The 17,762-nt window shown below is 44.6% G+C and carries 15 protein-coding genes; all 15 read right to left on the bottom strand.

Annotated elements, in window-relative coordinates; translation table 11 throughout:
• Nucleotides 1-11 precede the first annotated feature (11 nt).
• Complete coding sequence (murG, locus tag ACYQ0H_RS04350; protein ID WP_459811623.1) at nucleotides 12-1,154, bottom strand: undecaprenyldiphospho-muramoylpentapeptide beta-N-acetylglucosaminyltransferase; 1,143 nt, start codon at nucleotides 1,152-1,154, stop codon at nucleotides 12-14.
• A gap of 32 nt (nucleotides 1,155-1,186) precedes the next feature.
• On the bottom strand, nucleotides 1,187-2,413 hold the full coding sequence (locus tag ACYQ0H_RS04355; protein WP_459811624.1) for an FtsW/RodA/SpoVE family cell cycle protein: 1,227 nt from the start codon (nucleotides 2,411-2,413) through the stop codon (nucleotides 1,187-1,189).
• A 20-nt stretch (nucleotides 2,414-2,433) separates the two neighbouring features.
• Entirely contained in the window at nucleotides 2,434-3,465 is a 1,032-nt protein-coding gene (locus tag ACYQ0H_RS04360; protein WP_459811625.1) for an MraY family glycosyltransferase, read from the bottom strand.
• On the bottom strand, nucleotides 3,452-4,810 hold the full coding sequence (locus ACYQ0H_RS04365; RefSeq protein WP_459811626.1) for a UDP-N-acetylmuramoyl-tripeptide--D-alanyl-D-alanine ligase: 1,359 nt from the start codon (nucleotides 4,808-4,810) through the stop codon (nucleotides 3,452-3,454). The genes ACYQ0H_RS04360 and ACYQ0H_RS04365 overlap by 14 nt, the downstream gene beginning before the upstream one ends.
• A 47-nt stretch (nucleotides 4,811-4,857) precedes the next feature.
• Nucleotides 4,858-6,294, bottom strand: coding sequence for a UDP-N-acetylmuramoyl-L-alanyl-D-glutamate--2,6-diaminopimelate ligase (locus tag ACYQ0H_RS04370; protein ID WP_459811627.1), 1,437 nt, complete (start codon nucleotides 6,292-6,294; stop codon nucleotides 4,858-4,860).
• A gap of 37 nt (nucleotides 6,295-6,331) precedes the next feature.
• Nucleotides 6,332-8,668 (bottom strand): penicillin-binding transpeptidase domain-containing protein, encoded by a 2,337-nt coding sequence (locus tag ACYQ0H_RS04375; protein ID WP_459811628.1) that lies wholly within the window; start codon nucleotides 8,666-8,668, stop codon nucleotides 6,332-6,334.
• A 175-nt stretch (nucleotides 8,669-8,843) separates the two neighbouring features.
• Nucleotides 8,844-9,314 carry a septum formation inhibitor gene (locus ACYQ0H_RS04380; protein WP_459811629.1) on the bottom strand — a complete coding sequence of 157 codons (471 nt, stop codon included), beginning with the start codon at nucleotides 9,312-9,314 and terminating at the stop codon, nucleotides 8,844-8,846.
• 59 nt (nucleotides 9,315-9,373) lie between these two features.
• Nucleotides 9,374-10,300, bottom strand: coding sequence for a 16S rRNA (cytosine(1402)-N(4))-methyltransferase RsmH (gene rsmH / locus ACYQ0H_RS04385; protein ID WP_459811630.1), 927 nt, complete (start codon nucleotides 10,298-10,300; stop codon nucleotides 9,374-9,376).
• A complete protein-coding gene (gene mraZ / locus ACYQ0H_RS04390; protein ID WP_243113162.1) occupies nucleotides 10,300-10,731 on the bottom strand; it encodes a division/cell wall cluster transcriptional repressor MraZ in 432 nt (143 codons plus the stop codon). The genes rsmH and mraZ overlap by 1 nt, the downstream gene beginning before the upstream one ends.
• Before the next feature lie 669 nt (nucleotides 10,732-11,400).
• The gene (locus ACYQ0H_RS04395; protein WP_459811631.1) at nucleotides 11,401-11,931 is read right to left on the bottom strand and encodes an inorganic diphosphatase; all 531 of its coding nucleotides are present in this window, start codon (nucleotides 11,929-11,931) and stop codon (nucleotides 11,401-11,403) included.
• Nucleotides 11,932-11,958: 27 nt separating this feature from the next.
• Entirely contained in the window at nucleotides 11,959-12,558 is a 600-nt protein-coding gene (locus ACYQ0H_RS04400) for a hypothetical protein (RefSeq protein WP_459811632.1), read from the bottom strand.
• Nucleotides 12,559-12,637: 79 nt separating this feature from the next.
• Nucleotides 12,638-12,880 (bottom strand): acyl carrier protein, encoded by a 243-nt coding sequence (locus ACYQ0H_RS04405; protein ID WP_459811633.1) that lies wholly within the window; start codon nucleotides 12,878-12,880, stop codon nucleotides 12,638-12,640.
• A 13-nt stretch (nucleotides 12,881-12,893) separates the two neighbouring features.
• Nucleotides 12,894-14,669 (bottom strand): HAD-IIIC family phosphatase, encoded by a 1,776-nt coding sequence (locus ACYQ0H_RS04410; protein WP_459811830.1) that lies wholly within the window; start codon nucleotides 14,667-14,669, stop codon nucleotides 12,894-12,896.
• Nucleotides 14,670-14,742: 73 nt separating this feature from the next.
• Nucleotides 14,743-16,353, bottom strand: a complete 1,611-nt coding sequence (locus tag ACYQ0H_RS04415; protein ID WP_459811634.1) for a CTP synthase — start codon at nucleotides 16,351-16,353, stop codon at nucleotides 14,743-14,745.
• Nucleotides 16,354-16,525: 172 nt separating this feature from the next.
• Entirely contained in the window at nucleotides 16,526-17,689 is a 1,164-nt protein-coding gene (locus ACYQ0H_RS04420; RefSeq protein WP_459811635.1) for a cohesin domain-containing protein, read from the bottom strand.
• Between the last annotated feature and the right edge of the window lie 73 nt (nucleotides 17,690-17,762).

Here is a 17,762-nt window from a genome sequence, read left to right on the forward strand (position 1 = left end):
TACTTTCTGTATCAATTTTCAGCGCTTTCAATCAGCGGTCTCAGAGTTCTATATATCCTGTCTGCGGTATCGGGGATAAACAGCCTTGCCGCATTTTCGGACAGCCTTTCAAGCTTAGACGGCTCTTCAATAAGCTCTTTTACCTTAGCGGTAATAGTGTTATCAGTCAGATCCTTCTCCTCGAAAACATAGCCTGCTCCCGCTTTCTGAAGCACCATTCCGTTATAATACTGATGATTTTCAGCTACCGAAGGCGACGGAATAAGAATAGCTCCCCGTCCTACTGATTCCAGCTCTGTAAGAGTGCTTGCGCCGCAGCGGGTTATTACAAGATCCGCAGCCGCCATACACAGTGGCATATCTATATATTCCTTTATAATAAGCCTGCGGTTGTTCTTCACCTTTATCCCGTCAGCTTCCAGCTCGGAAATATAATTTGAATAACCCTTATACGTTCCGAAGGAGTGGATATGATTTACCTTGACGCCGCTTTCCTGATACCATTTAAGAAGTCTTGCTACATTTTCGTTCAGGACTCTGGAACCAAGGCTTCCGCCCGCTGAAAGGATCACGATCTCATTATCTGCAAAGCCCAGCTTATGCCTTGCATCTGATTTTGATATACGCTCAAAGGCTTTTCTTACAGGAAGTCCGGTAACCTCCGCCTTATCTTTTACAGACGGATCAAGATTCTTGGTATCCTCTACGGTCAGCATTATTTTGTCCACATTTTTGGACAGAAGCTTCGTTGTTACTCCTGCGAAGGCATTCGCTTCGTGAATAGCGGTCTTTATTCCCAACTGAGCGGCTTTCCTTACGACAGGACCTGAAACGTAGCCTCCGGTACCGATAACAATATTCGGTTTGAAATCGTTTATTATCTGCTTAGACCTGCTTCCTGTACGGCTTAGATACCACACCGCTTTTATATTGCGCTTTACGTTCTTAAAATTCAGCTTTCTCTGAAAACCCTCGACCTTAATAGGCTCGAATCTGTAGCCGGCCTCGGGAACAAGCTTTGCTTCCAGCTTTTCAGGATTCCCTGCAAAGCAGAACTCCGCGTCCGGATAATGCTCCTTTATTATTTCGGCAATTGCCAGAGCGGGATTTACATGACCCGCAGTTCCGCCTCCTGCAAGCAGTACTCTCAGCATAAAAATAAACCTCTCTTATTCAAGTATTCGGGTTATTTAGGCGTTCTCGCCTGTCTTGAGATATTCAGCAGTATTCCCATTTCCGCAAGCTGTATAAGCAATGCGGTTCCGCCGTAGCTGAAAAACGGCAGTGAAATTCCCGTGTTCGGAAAAGCGTTGCTCGCAACCGCAATATTCAGCAGCGCCTGAGAGCCTATCTGCATTGTGATACCCGCTGCAAGCAGCATTCCGAAACGGTCCTTTGCTCTCGAACCGATATAAAAGCCTCTTATTATAAACATAAGAAACAGTATTATTACGACCATTGCCCCTACAAATCCAAGCTCCTCACAGACTACAGAAAATACAAAGTCATTCTGAGATTCCGGGAGATAAAGGTACTTCTGTCTTGATTCTCCGAAACCGAGACCGAAAAGTCCGCCGGAACCAATCGCAAGAATAGACTGATAGGTCTGCAAAGTAGTGTCGCTTGTATCCGATGTCGGATCCTGCCAGCTCTTGAATCTGTCAAGAATATAGTTGAAATCGCCGGTAGCGAATATTTTATACAGGACCAGTATTACTCCTGCCGCTCCGACGCAGGCAATAAATATCCAGAAGGTTTTCCTTGGCATTCCGCTGACGAACATCATGGTTATTCCGATAATTCCCACAAGCAGCACCGCAGACATATGACGCTGAAGAACCAGAACTCCCGCAACCATTCCGAGTATGATCGTAAACGGAAGCACACAGTATTTCCAGTCCTTGAACTTCGGAAAGTTGACTGACATTATATATGCAAAAATAATTATGAAGCCGATCTTAAGCAGCTCCGAAGGCTGGAGCTGAAGCGAGCCTATGTAGATCCATCTGCGGGCGTCAGCAGTTTCCACTCCGAAAAAAGCCGTATAAAGCGTAAGCAGCCAAGTGACCGAGAAAATTATATATGCCATTTTTGTATTCTGGAAGAAGTGATAATCCAGAAAGGACATAGCGAACATTGCCACAAGTCCGAGAACCCCGGCAAATATCTGTTTTTTTACATAATGATAGCCGTCGTTGTATTCTGAAAGACCCCATGCGTAGCTTGCCGAAAACATCATTACTATCCCGAATACGAGAAGAACCAAAACCAATATGAAAAACGGCTTGTCGATCTCGCTTTTTATAAATCTGAAATTTATTCTTTTTCTTGCCTGCGCAATGGGTTGTCCGGCAGACCCGCGGCTATCTTCTCCTGATGCGCCGCTGTCTTTTACTCTGCCTTTGTCAGCCATGAAAACAACCTCCCTTTGTTCTATAATTTAGTGCTGTAAACCGAAAACGCCGCCGCTCCGGCTCCTCCGATAAGTGTAATAAGCGAGAAAACAGCTATTATTCTGTAATCGCTCCAGCCATTCGCCTTAAAATGCGCATGAAGGCTGTTTCCTTTAAATACAAGCTTTCTGTTTTTCCTGAATACAAAATACTGTATCAGAGTACAGACCGAATCAATAATAAAGCCTATACCCGCCAATAAAAACAGAAAATGAAGCTTTGATAAAATAACCGCAGACGCCATTGCTCCGCCCAGAAAAAGCGAGCCGCTTTCGCCTATATACAGCTTTGCAGGCGAAAGATTCCAGATAAGGACAGCCGCCGAAGCTCCTGCCGCACAATAGGCGTAAAGCTGCCCCTCGGCGTTCCCGGTAATATTGCAGCAGCAGGCTGTTATAAGTGAAAAAACTGCGCATACAGCCGGACAAAGTCCGTCACAGCTGCCGGTGGTATCTCCCGCAAAGCAGTCGTTAAGCTTAACTGCATTTACCGCCCCTGTCATCATCAGTCCCATAAGCGGATAGTAAAGGTATCCGAAATTTATATATCCCATACGGAACGGAAGCAGTACCTCTCTTGTTTCGTCCCCCTGAAAATAAAGAACCAGCAGAAAGCCGGCGCTCATAATAAACTGAGCCGCAGCCTTATGCCGCATTTTAAATCCCAGCGCCGCCCTGCGGCAGTCCTTTGCATAGTCTTCAGCAGTCCCCACAGCCGCCAGCAGCAGACAGTATACATATGCCGCCGCGATCCTCTTACCGCTTCCGCTTTCTCCGAGACTGTAGCCTGAAGCCAAAACGCTGGCTCCAAGGAACAGTCCGAGACCCATTGACGCCGCAATTATTATCCCGCCGAACTTAGGCTCTGAACCGTCCTTTTTGAACCTGTCGCCTAAACAGAATTCCAGCTTTCCGGTTTTAAGCCTTCTGAAATAGGGGATAAATATCCTGCCGAGCATATATACGGCGCATATTTCTATCGCAAGAATAATTATGATCTTATTCCAGACCATTTACCACCTCTTCAAGCCTCATGCCGCGGCTGCCCTTGACCAAAACGGTATCTCCCTTTTCAAGGATCTTCTTCAGATATACTGTAAGCTCCTTTCGGTCTGAAAAAAGCCGGCAGCTGTCCTCCGGAAAGCCTGACTGAACTGCACCCTCTATATAGTACGCCGAGTTTTCTCCATAACAGAGAAGCATATCGGCGTCAGAAGCCGCAGCGTATTTTCCGACCGTTCTATGATATTGCCTGGAGTTTTTCCCAAGCTCAAGCATATCGCCAAGAACCGCATATTTTCTGCCGTCAGTATGAGTCTGAGCCAGAACCGCCAGACTTGCTTTCATAGAATCGGGAGCGGCATTATAGCAGTCAAGAATAAATTTTATCCCGTTTTTTTCGGTAATATTCTGTCTCATGCCCTCAGGTCTGTATTCGGCTATTCCTCTGACTATTTCCTCAGGCTCGATCCCAAGCTCAAGGCCTACGCAGAAAGCCGCAAGAGCGTTTTTAACATTATGCTCTCCGGGGCAGTTTACGACCGCACTTATCCTACCTCCCGGATAGTTTACCGTAAACGATACCGAGTTTTCACCGTTTTCAATTTCCGTCGCAAATACCTGGCAGTCCTTCTTTTTTACGGAATAGTAAACCGTTTTTCTCCCGCCGTGTATCTCCGCTCCCGCCAGAAACTTGTCGTCCCTGCACAGGATCAGCGGCGCTCCGTATTCAGCACCGTCAAGTATCTCAAGCTTTGCTTTGAGAATATTCTCCTGAGTGCCGAGATTTTCAATATGAGAAACCCCTATATTCGTTATTACGGCACAGGTCGGACAGGCGCACATAGAAAGCCGCGATATTTCTCCAAAATGGCTCATTCCCATTTCTATGACCGCCGCCTCGTAGCTTCTGTCAAGTCCGAAAAGCGTCTGCGGAAGTCCTATTTCGTTATTGAAATTCCCCTGCGTTTTAAGCGTTTTATACTTCCTTGAAACTACGCAGGCTATCATATCCTTAGTGGTAGTTTTTCCAACGCTTCCGGTAATGCCGATAAGCGGTATATCGAACTTCCTGCGGTAAAAGTTAGCAAGATCCAGCAGAGCCTTTGCGGAAGAATCAACTATAATGCATTTTGCTCCCTCTACCGGTCTTTCGGCAATCACTGCGGCAGCTCCCAGCTTCATAGCCTCAGCCGCAAAATCGTGACCGTCAAACCTTTCACCTTTAAGGGCGACAAATACTGAATCTTTCGTTATTTTCCTTGTGTCGGTTGAGATTGCACTGACCATAGTGTCAACGGGAAAGCCGAAACTTCCATCGACAGCCTGTATAATTTCAGCCAAGCTCATTTTCTCCATATACGTTTGCTCCTTAACTATGCCTTTTTGCAGTAATCTTCTATTCTTTATTTAAGCTTCGCAAGGGCCTCAGCAACTACCTCGCGCTCGTCAAAATGTATCTTTACTCCTCCGGCAAGAATTTGATAATCCTCATGACCCTTTCCGGCAAGTACGATAATATCATTCTTCTCAGCGTTTCTGACCGCCCAATAAATAGCCTCTCTTCTGTCGCATATTTTTATGTAAGGCGTGTTTTTACCCTCAAGTCCTTTTAAAACATCGCTTATTATCTCTTCCGGATCTTCGTTTCTGGGATTATCCGAAGTAACGATAAGAAAATCAGCGTTATCTGCTGCTGCCGCCGCCATTAAGGGACGCTTTGTAGCATCGCGGTTTCCTCCGCAGCCGAAAAGACATTTGACCTTTCCGCCCGCGCTTTCCTTTATAGCAGACAGAACGTTTGCCAGAGCGTCGGGAGTATGCGCATAATCGCATATGACTGTAAAATCCCTGCCGGTAGGAACTACCTCAGCTCTTCCCCTTACTCCCTGCATTTTATTCAGCGCCTTTATTACGCTTTCCGTATCAAAACCCAGCGTTTCGCAGCAGGCGATAACCGCCAGCGAATTTGAAACGTTGAAAAGTCCCGGCATTTTAAAATCAACGTTATGCTTAGTCTTTCCGTCGCAGAAAACATATTTTACGCCGCTTGCTGAAAGCAGAATATCCTCTGCGTAAAAATCTGCCTTTGATACAGCCGAAAAAGTCCTGTACGGACATGAGATCTCTCTGATATATCTTTTTCCGTATTCATCGTCGATATTTATTATCGCCTTATCGGAAATTTCAAAAAGTATCCTTTTTGCCTGATAATAATTCTCCATCGTTCCGTGAACATCAAGATGATCCTGAGTAAGATTTGTGAATACTCCCGCTGTAAAACGGCAGGGTCCCAGACGCTTCTGTTCAAGTCCCTGCGAGGACGCCTCCATTATTGCATATTCACAGCCTTTACGAACCATATTGTCAAAAAGCTCAAACAGATCGTAAGGCTCGGGAGTAGTTCTTGAGGTAGGATATATCTCGTCGCCTATCTCGTTCTGACAGGTACCTATAAGACCCGCCTTGCACCCCAGCGCAGAAAGAACCTTTTTCATTACCGTAGTTATAGTCGTCTTTCCGTTAGTTCCGGTAACTCCCACAAGCTTCAGCTTTTTTTCGGGATGACCGAACCACGCCGAGCAGAGCATAGGATATGCCGCTCTGGTATCTTCAACTATTATTTGCCTGTCAAGACCCAGATCACGCTCAGCTACAACAACCGAAGCGCCCTTTTCAAGCATTTCAGCAGCTGCGTTGTGACCGTCGAAAACTGCGCCTTTAATACAGACGAACATTCCTCCCGCTTTCATTTCGGTTCTTGTATCCGAGGTAATACAGGTTATTTCAGTATCCGGCAGACCGGTTTCAGCCACACCTTTTATAAGGTCGTACAATTTCATTATTATCAGTCCTCTTAAACTATAGAATATCGCAGAATTACTGCGAGCCTACCGAGCTTTGCTCAAACGTCACCTTTACCGCAGTACCTACGGGAACGTTTGCACCCTCGGAATAATCCTGATCGTCCTTGGCTAGAGCGCCTTCTTCATATGCAGCGCTTCCCTGAGGAGAAAGATTTAGTCCGTAGGCTTCAAGAGTATTTTTAGCCTGTTCCTTAGTAAGGCCCTGAAGATTAGGCACTACGACCGTATCCTCCGTATAGCCCTCCTCAGTATACAGAACCACCGAGCTTCCTCTTTCAACAGAAACCGCCTTAGGAACCTGCTTCAGCACACTGTCGCCGGAGCCTTGGAGCTTTACTTCAAGTCCGAGATCCTCAAGAGTTTTCTTAGCGCTGTCTATTGACGTATATTCAACGTTCGGAACGGAGACCTGAAGCTTTTCAAGCTCCTCCTCAGTATATTCCGGGAAGAATCCCATATAAGGAAGCACCTCTGAAAGCACCTCTACGCAGATAGGTGCAGCGACCTGAGAACCGTAATATTTTTCTCCGGTAGGATCGTCTACCATTACAAGCATTATTATTTCGGGATCGTCGGCAGGAGCAAATGCGCAGTAGGAAGCAACATAGGTATTTCCGGTCGAATCAACGTCTATCTTCTGAGATGTACCTGATTTTCCGCCTATACGGTAGCCCTGTATATAACAGTTTGAACCCTGCTGACCGTTTACTACTCCCTCAAGGATCTCCCTCATAGCAGCAGAGGTTTCCTCTGAGATAACCTGACGCTTTACAACAGTATCAAAATCCTTGACTACATTTCCGTTTGAATCTACGATCTTATCCACGATCTGCGGGGTAACGAGATACCCTCCGTTAACGCAGGCTGAATAAGCAGTTATCATCTGTATCGGAGTAACCTTGTTTGTCTGTCCGAAGGAGGACGACGCAAGCTCTACGCTTCCCATTCTTGACAGCGGCATATAGATCGAGCTTGCCTCTCCTGGAAGGTCAATACCGGTTAGCTCCGTAAAGCCGTATGCCTTAAAATATTTGAAAAAGCCTTCAGTTCCCAGACGCTGACCTATCTGAACAAACGCCGGGTTGCAGGAGTTGAGCATTGCAGTTGCGAGATTCTGAGAGCCGTGATCATATGTCGCCCAGCAATTGAAGTTTCTGTCGGCAACGGTAATGCTGGTATGACAGGAGAAGGTATCCTCAAGTGATATTGCCTTTTCCTCAAGAGCGGACGAACCGGTTATTACCTTAAATACCGAGCCGGGGAAATAAAGCTCAGATATAGCCTTGTTCTTCCACTGAGTAGACCAAGCGTTAAGCTGAAGATCACTGTATTCCTGAGAATCGGGATCAAGCTTTTCAAGCTCTGCCGCCATTTGATCGCTTGTTATCTGGGCAGGATTATTGGGGTCGTAGCTGTAGCTTGTCGCCATAGCGTAGACCTCTCCTGTCTTAGGGTTCATTATGATCCCGCAGGCACGCTCGTTTGGCTTGTTTTCATCGTAAGCCTTCTTCAGCGCTCTTTCAAGATGATACTGAATATTAACGTCGATATTAAGCTTCAGCGAATCTCCGTCCTGAGCGTCGTAGCTCTGCTTATATCTGTACGGTATCTCAGTTCCGTTTCTGGCGGTAGCGGTTACGACCCGTCCGTCAATCCCCGAAAGATAATCGTCGTAATATGACTCAAGTCCGTAAATTCCGTCTCCGTCGTAGCTGAGATGTCCTATTACATTTGAGGCCAGCTCGTTCTGAGGATAAAATCTTTTGGTTGACGGATCACACCTTATACCGTCAAGACCCTCCTCTGAAAGATAATCCTCTATCTTATCGGCTGTGGTTTTTTCTACGTTCTTTTTGATAATTACATACCGTGAGCCTTTATCGGTACAGAATTTTTCAATTTTAGTGGTATCCATTTCAAGTGTTGACGCCAGAAATTCCACCAGATCAGCAAAGCTGTCATCGGTCGATTTTGCCTTGTCCAGCTTTTTCTGATAGCCGGCTCTTTTATCTGCGTCATCTTCGTTTGCCACAAGCTTCTGAAGCTCCTGAAGCCGCTCATCTTTTTTGTCTAGATAATCGTTCCACAGCATCTGCGGATCGCAGTAAACCGTATATACAGTAGCGCTTTGTGCAAGCACCTGATCGTTTGTATCATAGATAGTTCCTCTTGAAGCGGGAACTACCGTACTTTTCAGCTGCTGAGAGTTGGCAAGCTCCTGCCACTTTTTTGATTCAGTGACCGATACTTTAAATATACAGATTATTATATAAGCAACCAGAGCAATAATTACAAGATTTATCCAAAGATTTAGCCTTCGCTTCATTATTCTGCTGGGCTTGTCAGTCATATTTTGCCTGCCTTTCCTGAAATGCCTTTTCTAAAGTATGAGTAATTCATTGAAGAAAACAGTCTTGTCCGCCGTTTTCACAATAAAAAGACAAATTTCATCATTAATTATAATAGAACAAGAAAGCTAAGTACATTTTACTGTCCCTAACTTTCCCCGTTAATATTCTATTGGACTACGCCCCGATATATTCCAGCAAGTCTGAGAACCAGCGCTTGATTTTAACAAATATGTTTGTATCCTCCGGAGCGACTACCTCTGCAACTGTATCGCCCTCTATTTCAACGTACTCTATCTGGGATTTGTCCAGCTTCTGAAGTCCCAGCTCGTTTTCAGCGTATTCCTCAACCTTTGTAAGTCCTGTTTTCTGAGCCAGCTCAGATTCAAGACTTATATTTTCGTTTGTAAGCTGAGTAAGCTGAGCCTCAAGCTCCGACTGCTGAGTATAAAGGCTTGACAGCTCCACTCTTCCGTATATCATCGAGCAGAACAAAGCCAATGCGGCAACCGCTGCTCCGAGAGCCTTGATACCGCCTGCTGTTTTTTTCTTCGCAGGATTTACGCGATGCTTTATCTTACGGGGAGCCTGTATCTCCTCCTCGTCATATACGCTGTAATCGTATGCCAAGTTATTTATCTTAGCCATTTTTAACTTCACCTCTTACCGCGTATATACGCAGTATGTATTTTTACACGTCAATTATGTTATAGCTTTTCAATTATACGCAGCTTTGCGCTTCTGCTGCGGCTGTTTGCGGCAAGCTCTTCTTCGCCCGGTTCTATAGGCTTTCTGTTCACAAGCTTCCCTTCAGGCTTTCTTCCGCATACACAGACAGGGAATTCCGAAGGACATATACAGCCACGGCAGAACGAAGCAAATCTCTGCTTGACCAGCCTGTCCTCAAGAGAATGAAATGTAATTACCGCAAGTCTTCCTTCGGGATTAAGACAGCCGAACGCCGTATCCAGCGCTTTGTCAAGATGACCAAGCTCGTCGTTTACCGCGATCCTTATCGCCTGAAAGGTTTTCTTACAGGGATTTTTCTCCCTGCGCACCTTCTGCGGAACCGACCCCTTTATAATCTCCGCCAGCTGACCGGTAGTTTCGATCGGCGAATTTTCACGTTCTTTTACAATATTGGCGGCTATGCTTCTCGCAAATTTTTCCTCGCCGTATTCAAATATGATCCTTGCAAGCTCCTCCGCGGAAGATCCGTTCACAATATCCTTTGCCGAAATACCTTCGCCGCTCATTCTCATATCAAGAGGAGCGTCGCTGTGATAAGAAAAACCTCTTTCAGCATTGTCCAGCTGATAGGAGGAAACACCCAGATCAAGCAGTATTCCGTCGGCTCCGGTTATTCCCAACTCCTCCAGAACCGTATCCATATCAGAATAGTTTGAACGAATTACCTCGGCTGGATATCCCGCAAGCCTTTCAGACGCAGTCTTTACAGCTTCAGGATCACGGTCGAGAGCAATAAGCCTTCCCTTTTGAGGATCGAGCCTTGACGCTATCTCACGGGAATGACCCGCACCGCCTGCCGTACCGTCTACATATATGCCGCCGGGCTTTATTGCAAGTCCCTCTATACACTCGTTAAGCAGCACTGAAATATGCTTAAACTCCACTAAAAATCAAGACCTTCCAACGCATTCATAAGCATTTCGTCGTCAACGCTGCTGTTAAGCTCGTCCCATTTCTGCTTATCCCAGATCTCGCACCTGTCAGAAACTCCGGCTACAACAACGTCCTTTTCAAGTCCTGCCATCTCGCGCAGGGCAGGAGGAATAAGTATTCTTCCCTGCTTATCCGCCTCGACTTCACTGGCGTTTGCCATAAAGCTTCTCTGAAGATTTCTTCCCTGTGCCATAGGAAGAGCCTTGATTTTATTGGCTCTGACCTCAAAATCCTCAAGCGAATAAACAAACAGACAGCCGTCAAGGCCTTTGGTAACGATGAACCTCTCGCCGATAATTTCACGCAGCTTTGCAGGAAACGTCATTCTTCCCTTAACGTCCATACTCTGATTATACGTTCCTTTAAGCATACTTGTCAGCAAGCTGTCCACCTCCTTATACATAATGCATTGAAAAGCTTTTAAAGCTTAGGGTCTTTTCACCACTTTTTTGCACTTTTCACCGCTGTGTCTTTATTATACACTATGCATAAAGAAATTGCAACTGTAAATTTCGCCAAAACTCAATAATTAAAACGTAAATTGCCTGACAAACGCCGTCGAACCGTATGCTTTTAAAGCGTTTTTTTGTAATATTCAGTCGAATGCAGGTTACTGTTTTGTAACTTATGAATAAAATATTTCAAGAAAATTCTTCCTGATGCAGCCATATCCATACGTTTTCTGCAAACTCCAGCACTCGCTGCTTCTTTAAACCGTCTTTTGTATGTTATTAATTATAGCACAATATATAGTATCGGTCAACAGTTTTTTTGAAAAAAACCACAATTTTATCAGGTTATTTTTATGAGTTCAAAAAAATGTACTCCTTTTTACGCTTCGTACCACATAATGTAAATTAGGTTACAAATATTATAGTTAAATAAAATAATTATTACAAAAGGAGTGCTGTGATTTTGTTTTTAAACTTTTTGTTAACAATACAGCTTTTCATTGTAATAATTTCGGCTATATTTTCCCTCTGACAAAAAACGCCTGCATACCGGTCGTATCAAAACCGGCACGCAGGCTCGCCTTACCAAAAACAATTATTTATTTGCAGTACTTTTCTATATAATTATCTATACAGAACTGAACGATCTCAATAGCAGTCTGGGCGTCCTTAACGTCGTCAATAACGGTATCCTTGCCTTCAAGCTGCTTATAAACCGAAAAGAAATGCGACATTTCGTCAAAAATATGCTTGGGAAGGCTGGAAATATCCTTATATAGATTATAGGTAGGATCATTTTCCGGTATGCAGATTATTTTTTCGTCTGCCGCCCCGTTGTCAAGCATTGAAATAACGCCGATCGGATAGCACCTTACCAAAGACATAGGAACAAGAGTTTCCGAGCAAAGCACCAAAACGTCAAGCGGGTCGCCGTCATCAGCAAAGGTACGCGGAATAAATCCGTAATTTGCAGGATAATGAGTTGAAGTATACAGTATTCTGTCCATTTTAAGCAGTCCGGTTTCCTTGTCAAGCTCATATTTTACCTTTGAGCCTTTAGGTATCTCGATCACTGCCGTAAACAAATCTTTAGTTATCGCCTTAGGCGAAATATCGTGCCATATATTCATTTATCAACGCCTCTATTCGTATTAAATTTACTGTTCTTCAAGAGTATCAGCCAGATACATTCCCTCAGGCTCAAGATTTACAGGTATATCATATACTGTTTCACCGTCTTTTTCAACGGACACACTCGTACCGGGTGTATCCGCAGAAAAATTGTCCCAAAGAGTTCTGAAATTCTTTTCTTTTACTGCTCCCAGTTTTTTGAAAACAGGTTCAAATTTTTCACAGCTTCCGTAAACCGAAACGACCTGATAATTAAGACAGTATATCTCCTCTCCGCTTGCGTGAGAACCAAAGCCGAAACGACATATCCCGTCGTTTACAAGCAGTTCTCCGTAGCGCCCCATTATAGCTTGGGCAACAGGCAAAGTACAGTTGTCAAGATAATACAGATCATAATGAAAAGAATCCGTCTTATTTTTCCTCAAGGCTTTCTCTTGATCCTCGCCGCAGGGCAGCTCAATAAAAAAGAAAACCGGCTCGTCAAGCCTTTTTATCAGAGAACATACAGCACTTTCAATAAGCTCTGCGCTTAAAACGGCAGAAATCCCGTTTTCATCAGTATAATAAGCAGAATGAATCCCGTCAAGATCCTCCGCAGTAACTCCCTGTATAAGCTTAAAGCTCAACTCCGTTCTCCTCCGATTCAAAAACTTTTATATGGTTATTATACACCGAATTCCTTTCAAAAGCAACCGTACGGTAAAATTATCTGCCTCTCTGCTGAATTATTTCCGCCATTTCACCTACGTTTTTCATTCCTGAGACCTCGCCCATTGTAAAACGCATTTTAAACTCGTCCTCAACGGCGCTTATAAGCGTAATATGTTCGATAGAGTCCCAATCGTCAATATCGTCAGCAGTCGTTGAAGAAGTCAGCTGTATATCCTTATCGTCAAAAACATCCTGAAAAACTGACTCCAGCCTTTCGTAAATCTCCTTCGTGTTCATATAAATTCTCCTTTCAGTTTACCTTTATTACTTTATTCCTGACGGAATATTCCGTTATATCAAGCTCCCAGACAGTAACGCCCTGCGGATCAGCGGAAACAGGCGAAAAGCCTAAGACATCTGGATATAAGTCCTTTACCATTTTATTTTTGGCAGAGGGGATATATGTTCCTTTAAGCTTTGAGATTCCCTGAGCCTTTGCCTGAGCCGCCAGTGCGTCAAGCATTGCAAGCTCCATATCTCTTTTCAGCACACGGCAGCTCATAAGCCAAAGCTCGATATTAAGAGAGTTTCCGTCCTTTTCTCCGACTATGACCGATACTACCCCATTATCCCCGAACTTATCTGTCAGCTTTCCGTAAAGAGTAATATAGCTTTCGTTTTCTGATATATCCTCAAGCTCCGTCTGAGTATAGCGCCTCGTAGTCAGATTAAACTGGTTGCTCTTATTGGTAAGCTGAGTTATCCGCTGGATATAAACCGGCTTGAACGGCTGTATTTCGGCGGTCATTTCAAGACTAAGCAGATAATCCTCATAGGATTCAAATCTTGCCAGAGAATTTTCCCTTGCAATATTCGCCTTATACATTTCATTTCTTTTCAGATCGTCGGCAGAAAGGCTGGTGACCTCAAAAAATCCTGAGCGGTCAATCGTTTTTATGTAATCGGACACATCGTTTATTTCAGGAACGCTTACGCTTGTCTGCGACCGCACTATTTCCCTCTCGGCAGGGTTATCGTCAGCAAAAACTATAGCCTCCGGAAGAATATTCAGCTGTGCCGCCGTATCCTCAAGATTTTTATCCTTAGGCTCCCAGTTCGCCTTAATAATTATAAAGTCGTCAGGAGAAACCGCTCCCTCAGGGTGAGAAAGTCCGGCAAGCGCATTTTCCTCTTCATTCTTTGAGCATACTGTAAGCAGAACTCCCATATCCTTATATGACCTTATATACTGCTGAAACTCATAATAAGCCTGAGCCGTTCCGGTTTCCTGGCCGATCTCCAGATTTTCAGCTCCATCGTCACCGACTATTCCGCCCCACATAGTATTGTCCAGATCAACGGCTATACACTTTTTATTCTTACCGAAAACAGATTTTATTATATTTGCAGTCTGAAACGCATATTCAGGAACAGCCTCAAGGCTCATGGCGTATTTGTACATATACCAGTATTTCAAATCATACCATTTATCCAGCCCGTACGCAGCGGAAAGCCAGTTTATATCGTTTATATAGAAGCTTTCATGCTCCGCTGCATAATCGTAAAGCTTCATATTGAGCCTTGTGATAAAGTTTACCGTTCCGTGATGATCGTACGCCTCTCTGCTTCCCATGAGCCTGAAAAAAGGCAGCTCAAAGTTATTCTGAATTATAGGGCAGCGGAATTTTTTACTGAGAGCGATCCACATCTGCTCCAGTCTGCTGTATCTTTCTTCCAGAAGGGCGTCCGTTTCCTCACGGGTCATTCTGATATTCAAAGAAGCTTCAAGATTACGGTATGTTGTATGAATAAAAATAATATCGGGGTCAAAGCTATCAAGCTCAGAGTTTCCGAAAACTGCGTCCTGCCAGTACTGAGCGTATTCCGACTGATAAAACTCCGCTTCTATACCGAAGTTGAGCAGAAAAAGCTCCATGACCGAAACTATATCGCTTGTCGTAGAACCGCCCAGAACCGCTATCCTTTTTTTCAGTCTGACTGACCCGTCCGAAAGCAGCTTCTTTTTAAGCGACCTTTTCTTTTTAAGAATATAAGCCGAGTCAAAAGGATACTCAAGTTCTCTCATAACCATACGCACTCCTTTTTCTTCATAATCCAAAAGCGGCTGTCCCGCAGAATCGCCGAACAGCCCGCAGTATTTATTTTTCGCTGTATTCTACCGCCGCACGAATAAAATCCTTGAACAGCAGCTGAGCATGGTTAGGACGGGATTTAAATTCCGGATGGAACTGAACTCCGACAAACCACGGGTGAACATCTGCCGGAAGCTCGACTATTTCAACAAGCTTTTCATCGGGAGAAAGACCCGCAAGCACAAGACCCTTTTCAGTAAGTATCTTTCTGAACTCGTTATTAAATTCCCAGCGGTGACGGTGACGCTCGTAGATAAGCGGTTCATTGTATATTCCGGCGCATCTCGAACCCTCCGCAAGCTTGCAGGGATACAGTCCAAGACGCATAGTTCCGCCCTTTTCCGTAATATCCTTCTGCTCGTCCATTATATCTATAACAGGATACGGAGTTTCACAGAACTCAGTTGAATTAGCTCCCTTAAGCCCTGCACAGTTTCTTGAAAACTCTACTACAGACATCTGCATACCCAGGCAGATACCGAACATAGGTATCTTGTTTTCCCTTGCATATCTTATAGCCTCGATCATTCCCTCTATTCCTCTGTCGCCGAAGCCGCCCGGAACGATTATTCCGTCAACGCCCTTTAATATTTCAGGCGCGCTTTCTTCAGTAATATCCTCAGACTGAAGCCATTTTATATCTACCTCTGCTCCGTTTTCAAAGCCGCCGTGACGAAGCGCTTCCGCAACCGAAAGATAGGCGTCCTCAAGCTCGACATACTTTCCTACAAGACCGATAGTTACAGTCTTATCACAGTTCTTCACACGCTCTATCATTGCTTTCCAGCCGGTAAGGTCAGGCTCGCGGTTTTCAAGGTGCAGATGCTGACATACAACGTCTGCAAGTCCCTCCTCCTCCAGCCACAGCGGGACCTCGTAAAGTGACGGCGCCGTAAGATTCTGAATAACGTCCTCCGGACGGACATTGCAGAACAGACTGATCTTCTTTTTCATATCCTCAGGAATTTCCATTTCCGAGCGCAGAACCAGAACGTTCGGCTGGATCCCCATAGACAGCAGCTCTTTAACCGAATGCTGAGTCGGCTTTGATTTCAGTTCCTTAGAACCTGAAATATACGGAATAAGACATACATGGATAAACATTGCGTTATCTCTGCCGAGTTCTGTATACGCCTGTCTTATAGCCTCAAGGAACGGTGTGGATTCAATATCTCCTACAGTTCCGCCGATCTCGGTAATTACAACATCGGTATTAGTATCCTTGCCTACTCTGTAGAGCTTATCCTTTATCTCATTCGTTATATGAGGAACTACCTGGACCGTTCCGCCAAGATAATCCCCTCTTCTTTCCTTATTAAGTACATTCCAGTATATTTTCCCAGTAGTTACATTTGAATTAATGGAAAGATTCTCGTCAATAAAACGCTCGTAGTGACCGAGATCAAGGTCGGTCTCCGCGCCGTCGTCGGTAACAAAAACCTCGCCGTGCTGATACGGCGACATAGTACCGGGGTCAACATTAATATAAGGATCAAATTTCTGAATTGTAACGCTGTAGCCTCTCGCTTTAAGCAGACGGCCCAATGAAGCCGCAGTTATACCCTTTCCCAGCCCCGAAACAACTCCGCCTGTAACAAACACATACTTAGTAGGCATATACCTTTACCTCCGAACAGAATAAAATATATCAGACATTCCCGCAGAAAACGCTTTACAGGAACAAAATAAACCTTATATACTATCATACCAAATTATCCGACAAAAAGCAAGAGGGTGCAGCAAAAAATATTGTTATACCTGAGAATTTTCCGTCCTTGTATCCGAAGCCTTATTCTTTACGTTCATCTGCATCATCATTTTCAGGCACCTCAGAGTCAGGCTCATTATAATCTTCGTATTCAGCATCGTTCATATCCTGCTCATAGATCCTCGGCACAGGTGCTTTGAATTTATCAAACGGTTTTACAATAATTATATATTCGGCAGCAATAGCGGCAATTCCGACAATAACTAAGCCAATTATGACCGCCGTTCGTCCGGAATTTTTCTCCTTAGGCAGCTCTGCTTTCTTTTTTACCGCAGTATCAGAGGACGAGGATTCCTGCGGCTCTGATACTAAGACCCTGTAATAGCTTTTCGTACCGTCGCTGTGAGTAATTATAAGATCAGTCTGTCCCGCTTGAAGAGTTTTAATTTCCCCGTTCTCAACAAACGCGATCTGATTATCAGATACTGCCGCTTCTTCTATATCTGTAATTCCCAGATATTCAAGCGCTGTCGGCTCATCAGAACGATCAAGCTTTATTTGGATAAAGCTATCCGGATCTGCTTCTGCGTCGGCAGGCTCTGCGCTGCGGTAGGTAACGATACCGTTCTGTATAACATTTGCAATGGGCAGCAGATTTATATCCTCAAGCGACTCCACTGAAACATAAATAACACACGAGGTCATAGTCTTATCCTTTATCCTGAACGTCAGCGTTGAATACGTTCCGTCGTACTGTGTTCCTGCGGTATTCATATATGTAAAGGTATATTTTCCGTCGGCACTGCTGTCAACCGGTATACCTCCGATCGCCGATTCATTTATCTCTGAGCCTTTCAGCTCCAGCAGATCGCTGTCATATTCAACATTTATCGTCGCTCCTGAAAACAGTATCTTCGGCGATATATTCAGCTTTACTTTAAAACGGAGATTTTCAATTTCTCCTACTTCAAGAGATACCTTTGTCGGCTCCAGCGTAGGAGTATCCTGCGTAAATATTTCAGTTCCAACAGTCGTTTCCGGCGGCGCCGTTACAGACTGCGGGTTCTCCGTCTGCTGAGTGTACAAAGGCTCGGTTTCAAGCGGCTCTGAAACGGAAGCTGAGGTCGCAGCAGACGCCTGAGTCTGCTGATATTCTTCAGTCTCCGGCTGAGCAAATACCGAAGCAGCCGAGACAGCCGCAACGCACAGTGCTGAAAGCAGCGCAATTAATCTTTTTATTTTCATGCAAACATCTCCTTAAATAATTGCCGAAAACAGATAAAACGACAAATCATATGCAAAAGCTTCGCCACTCTCC

It is taken from the genome of Hominimerdicola intestinalis (assembly GCF_054655215.1).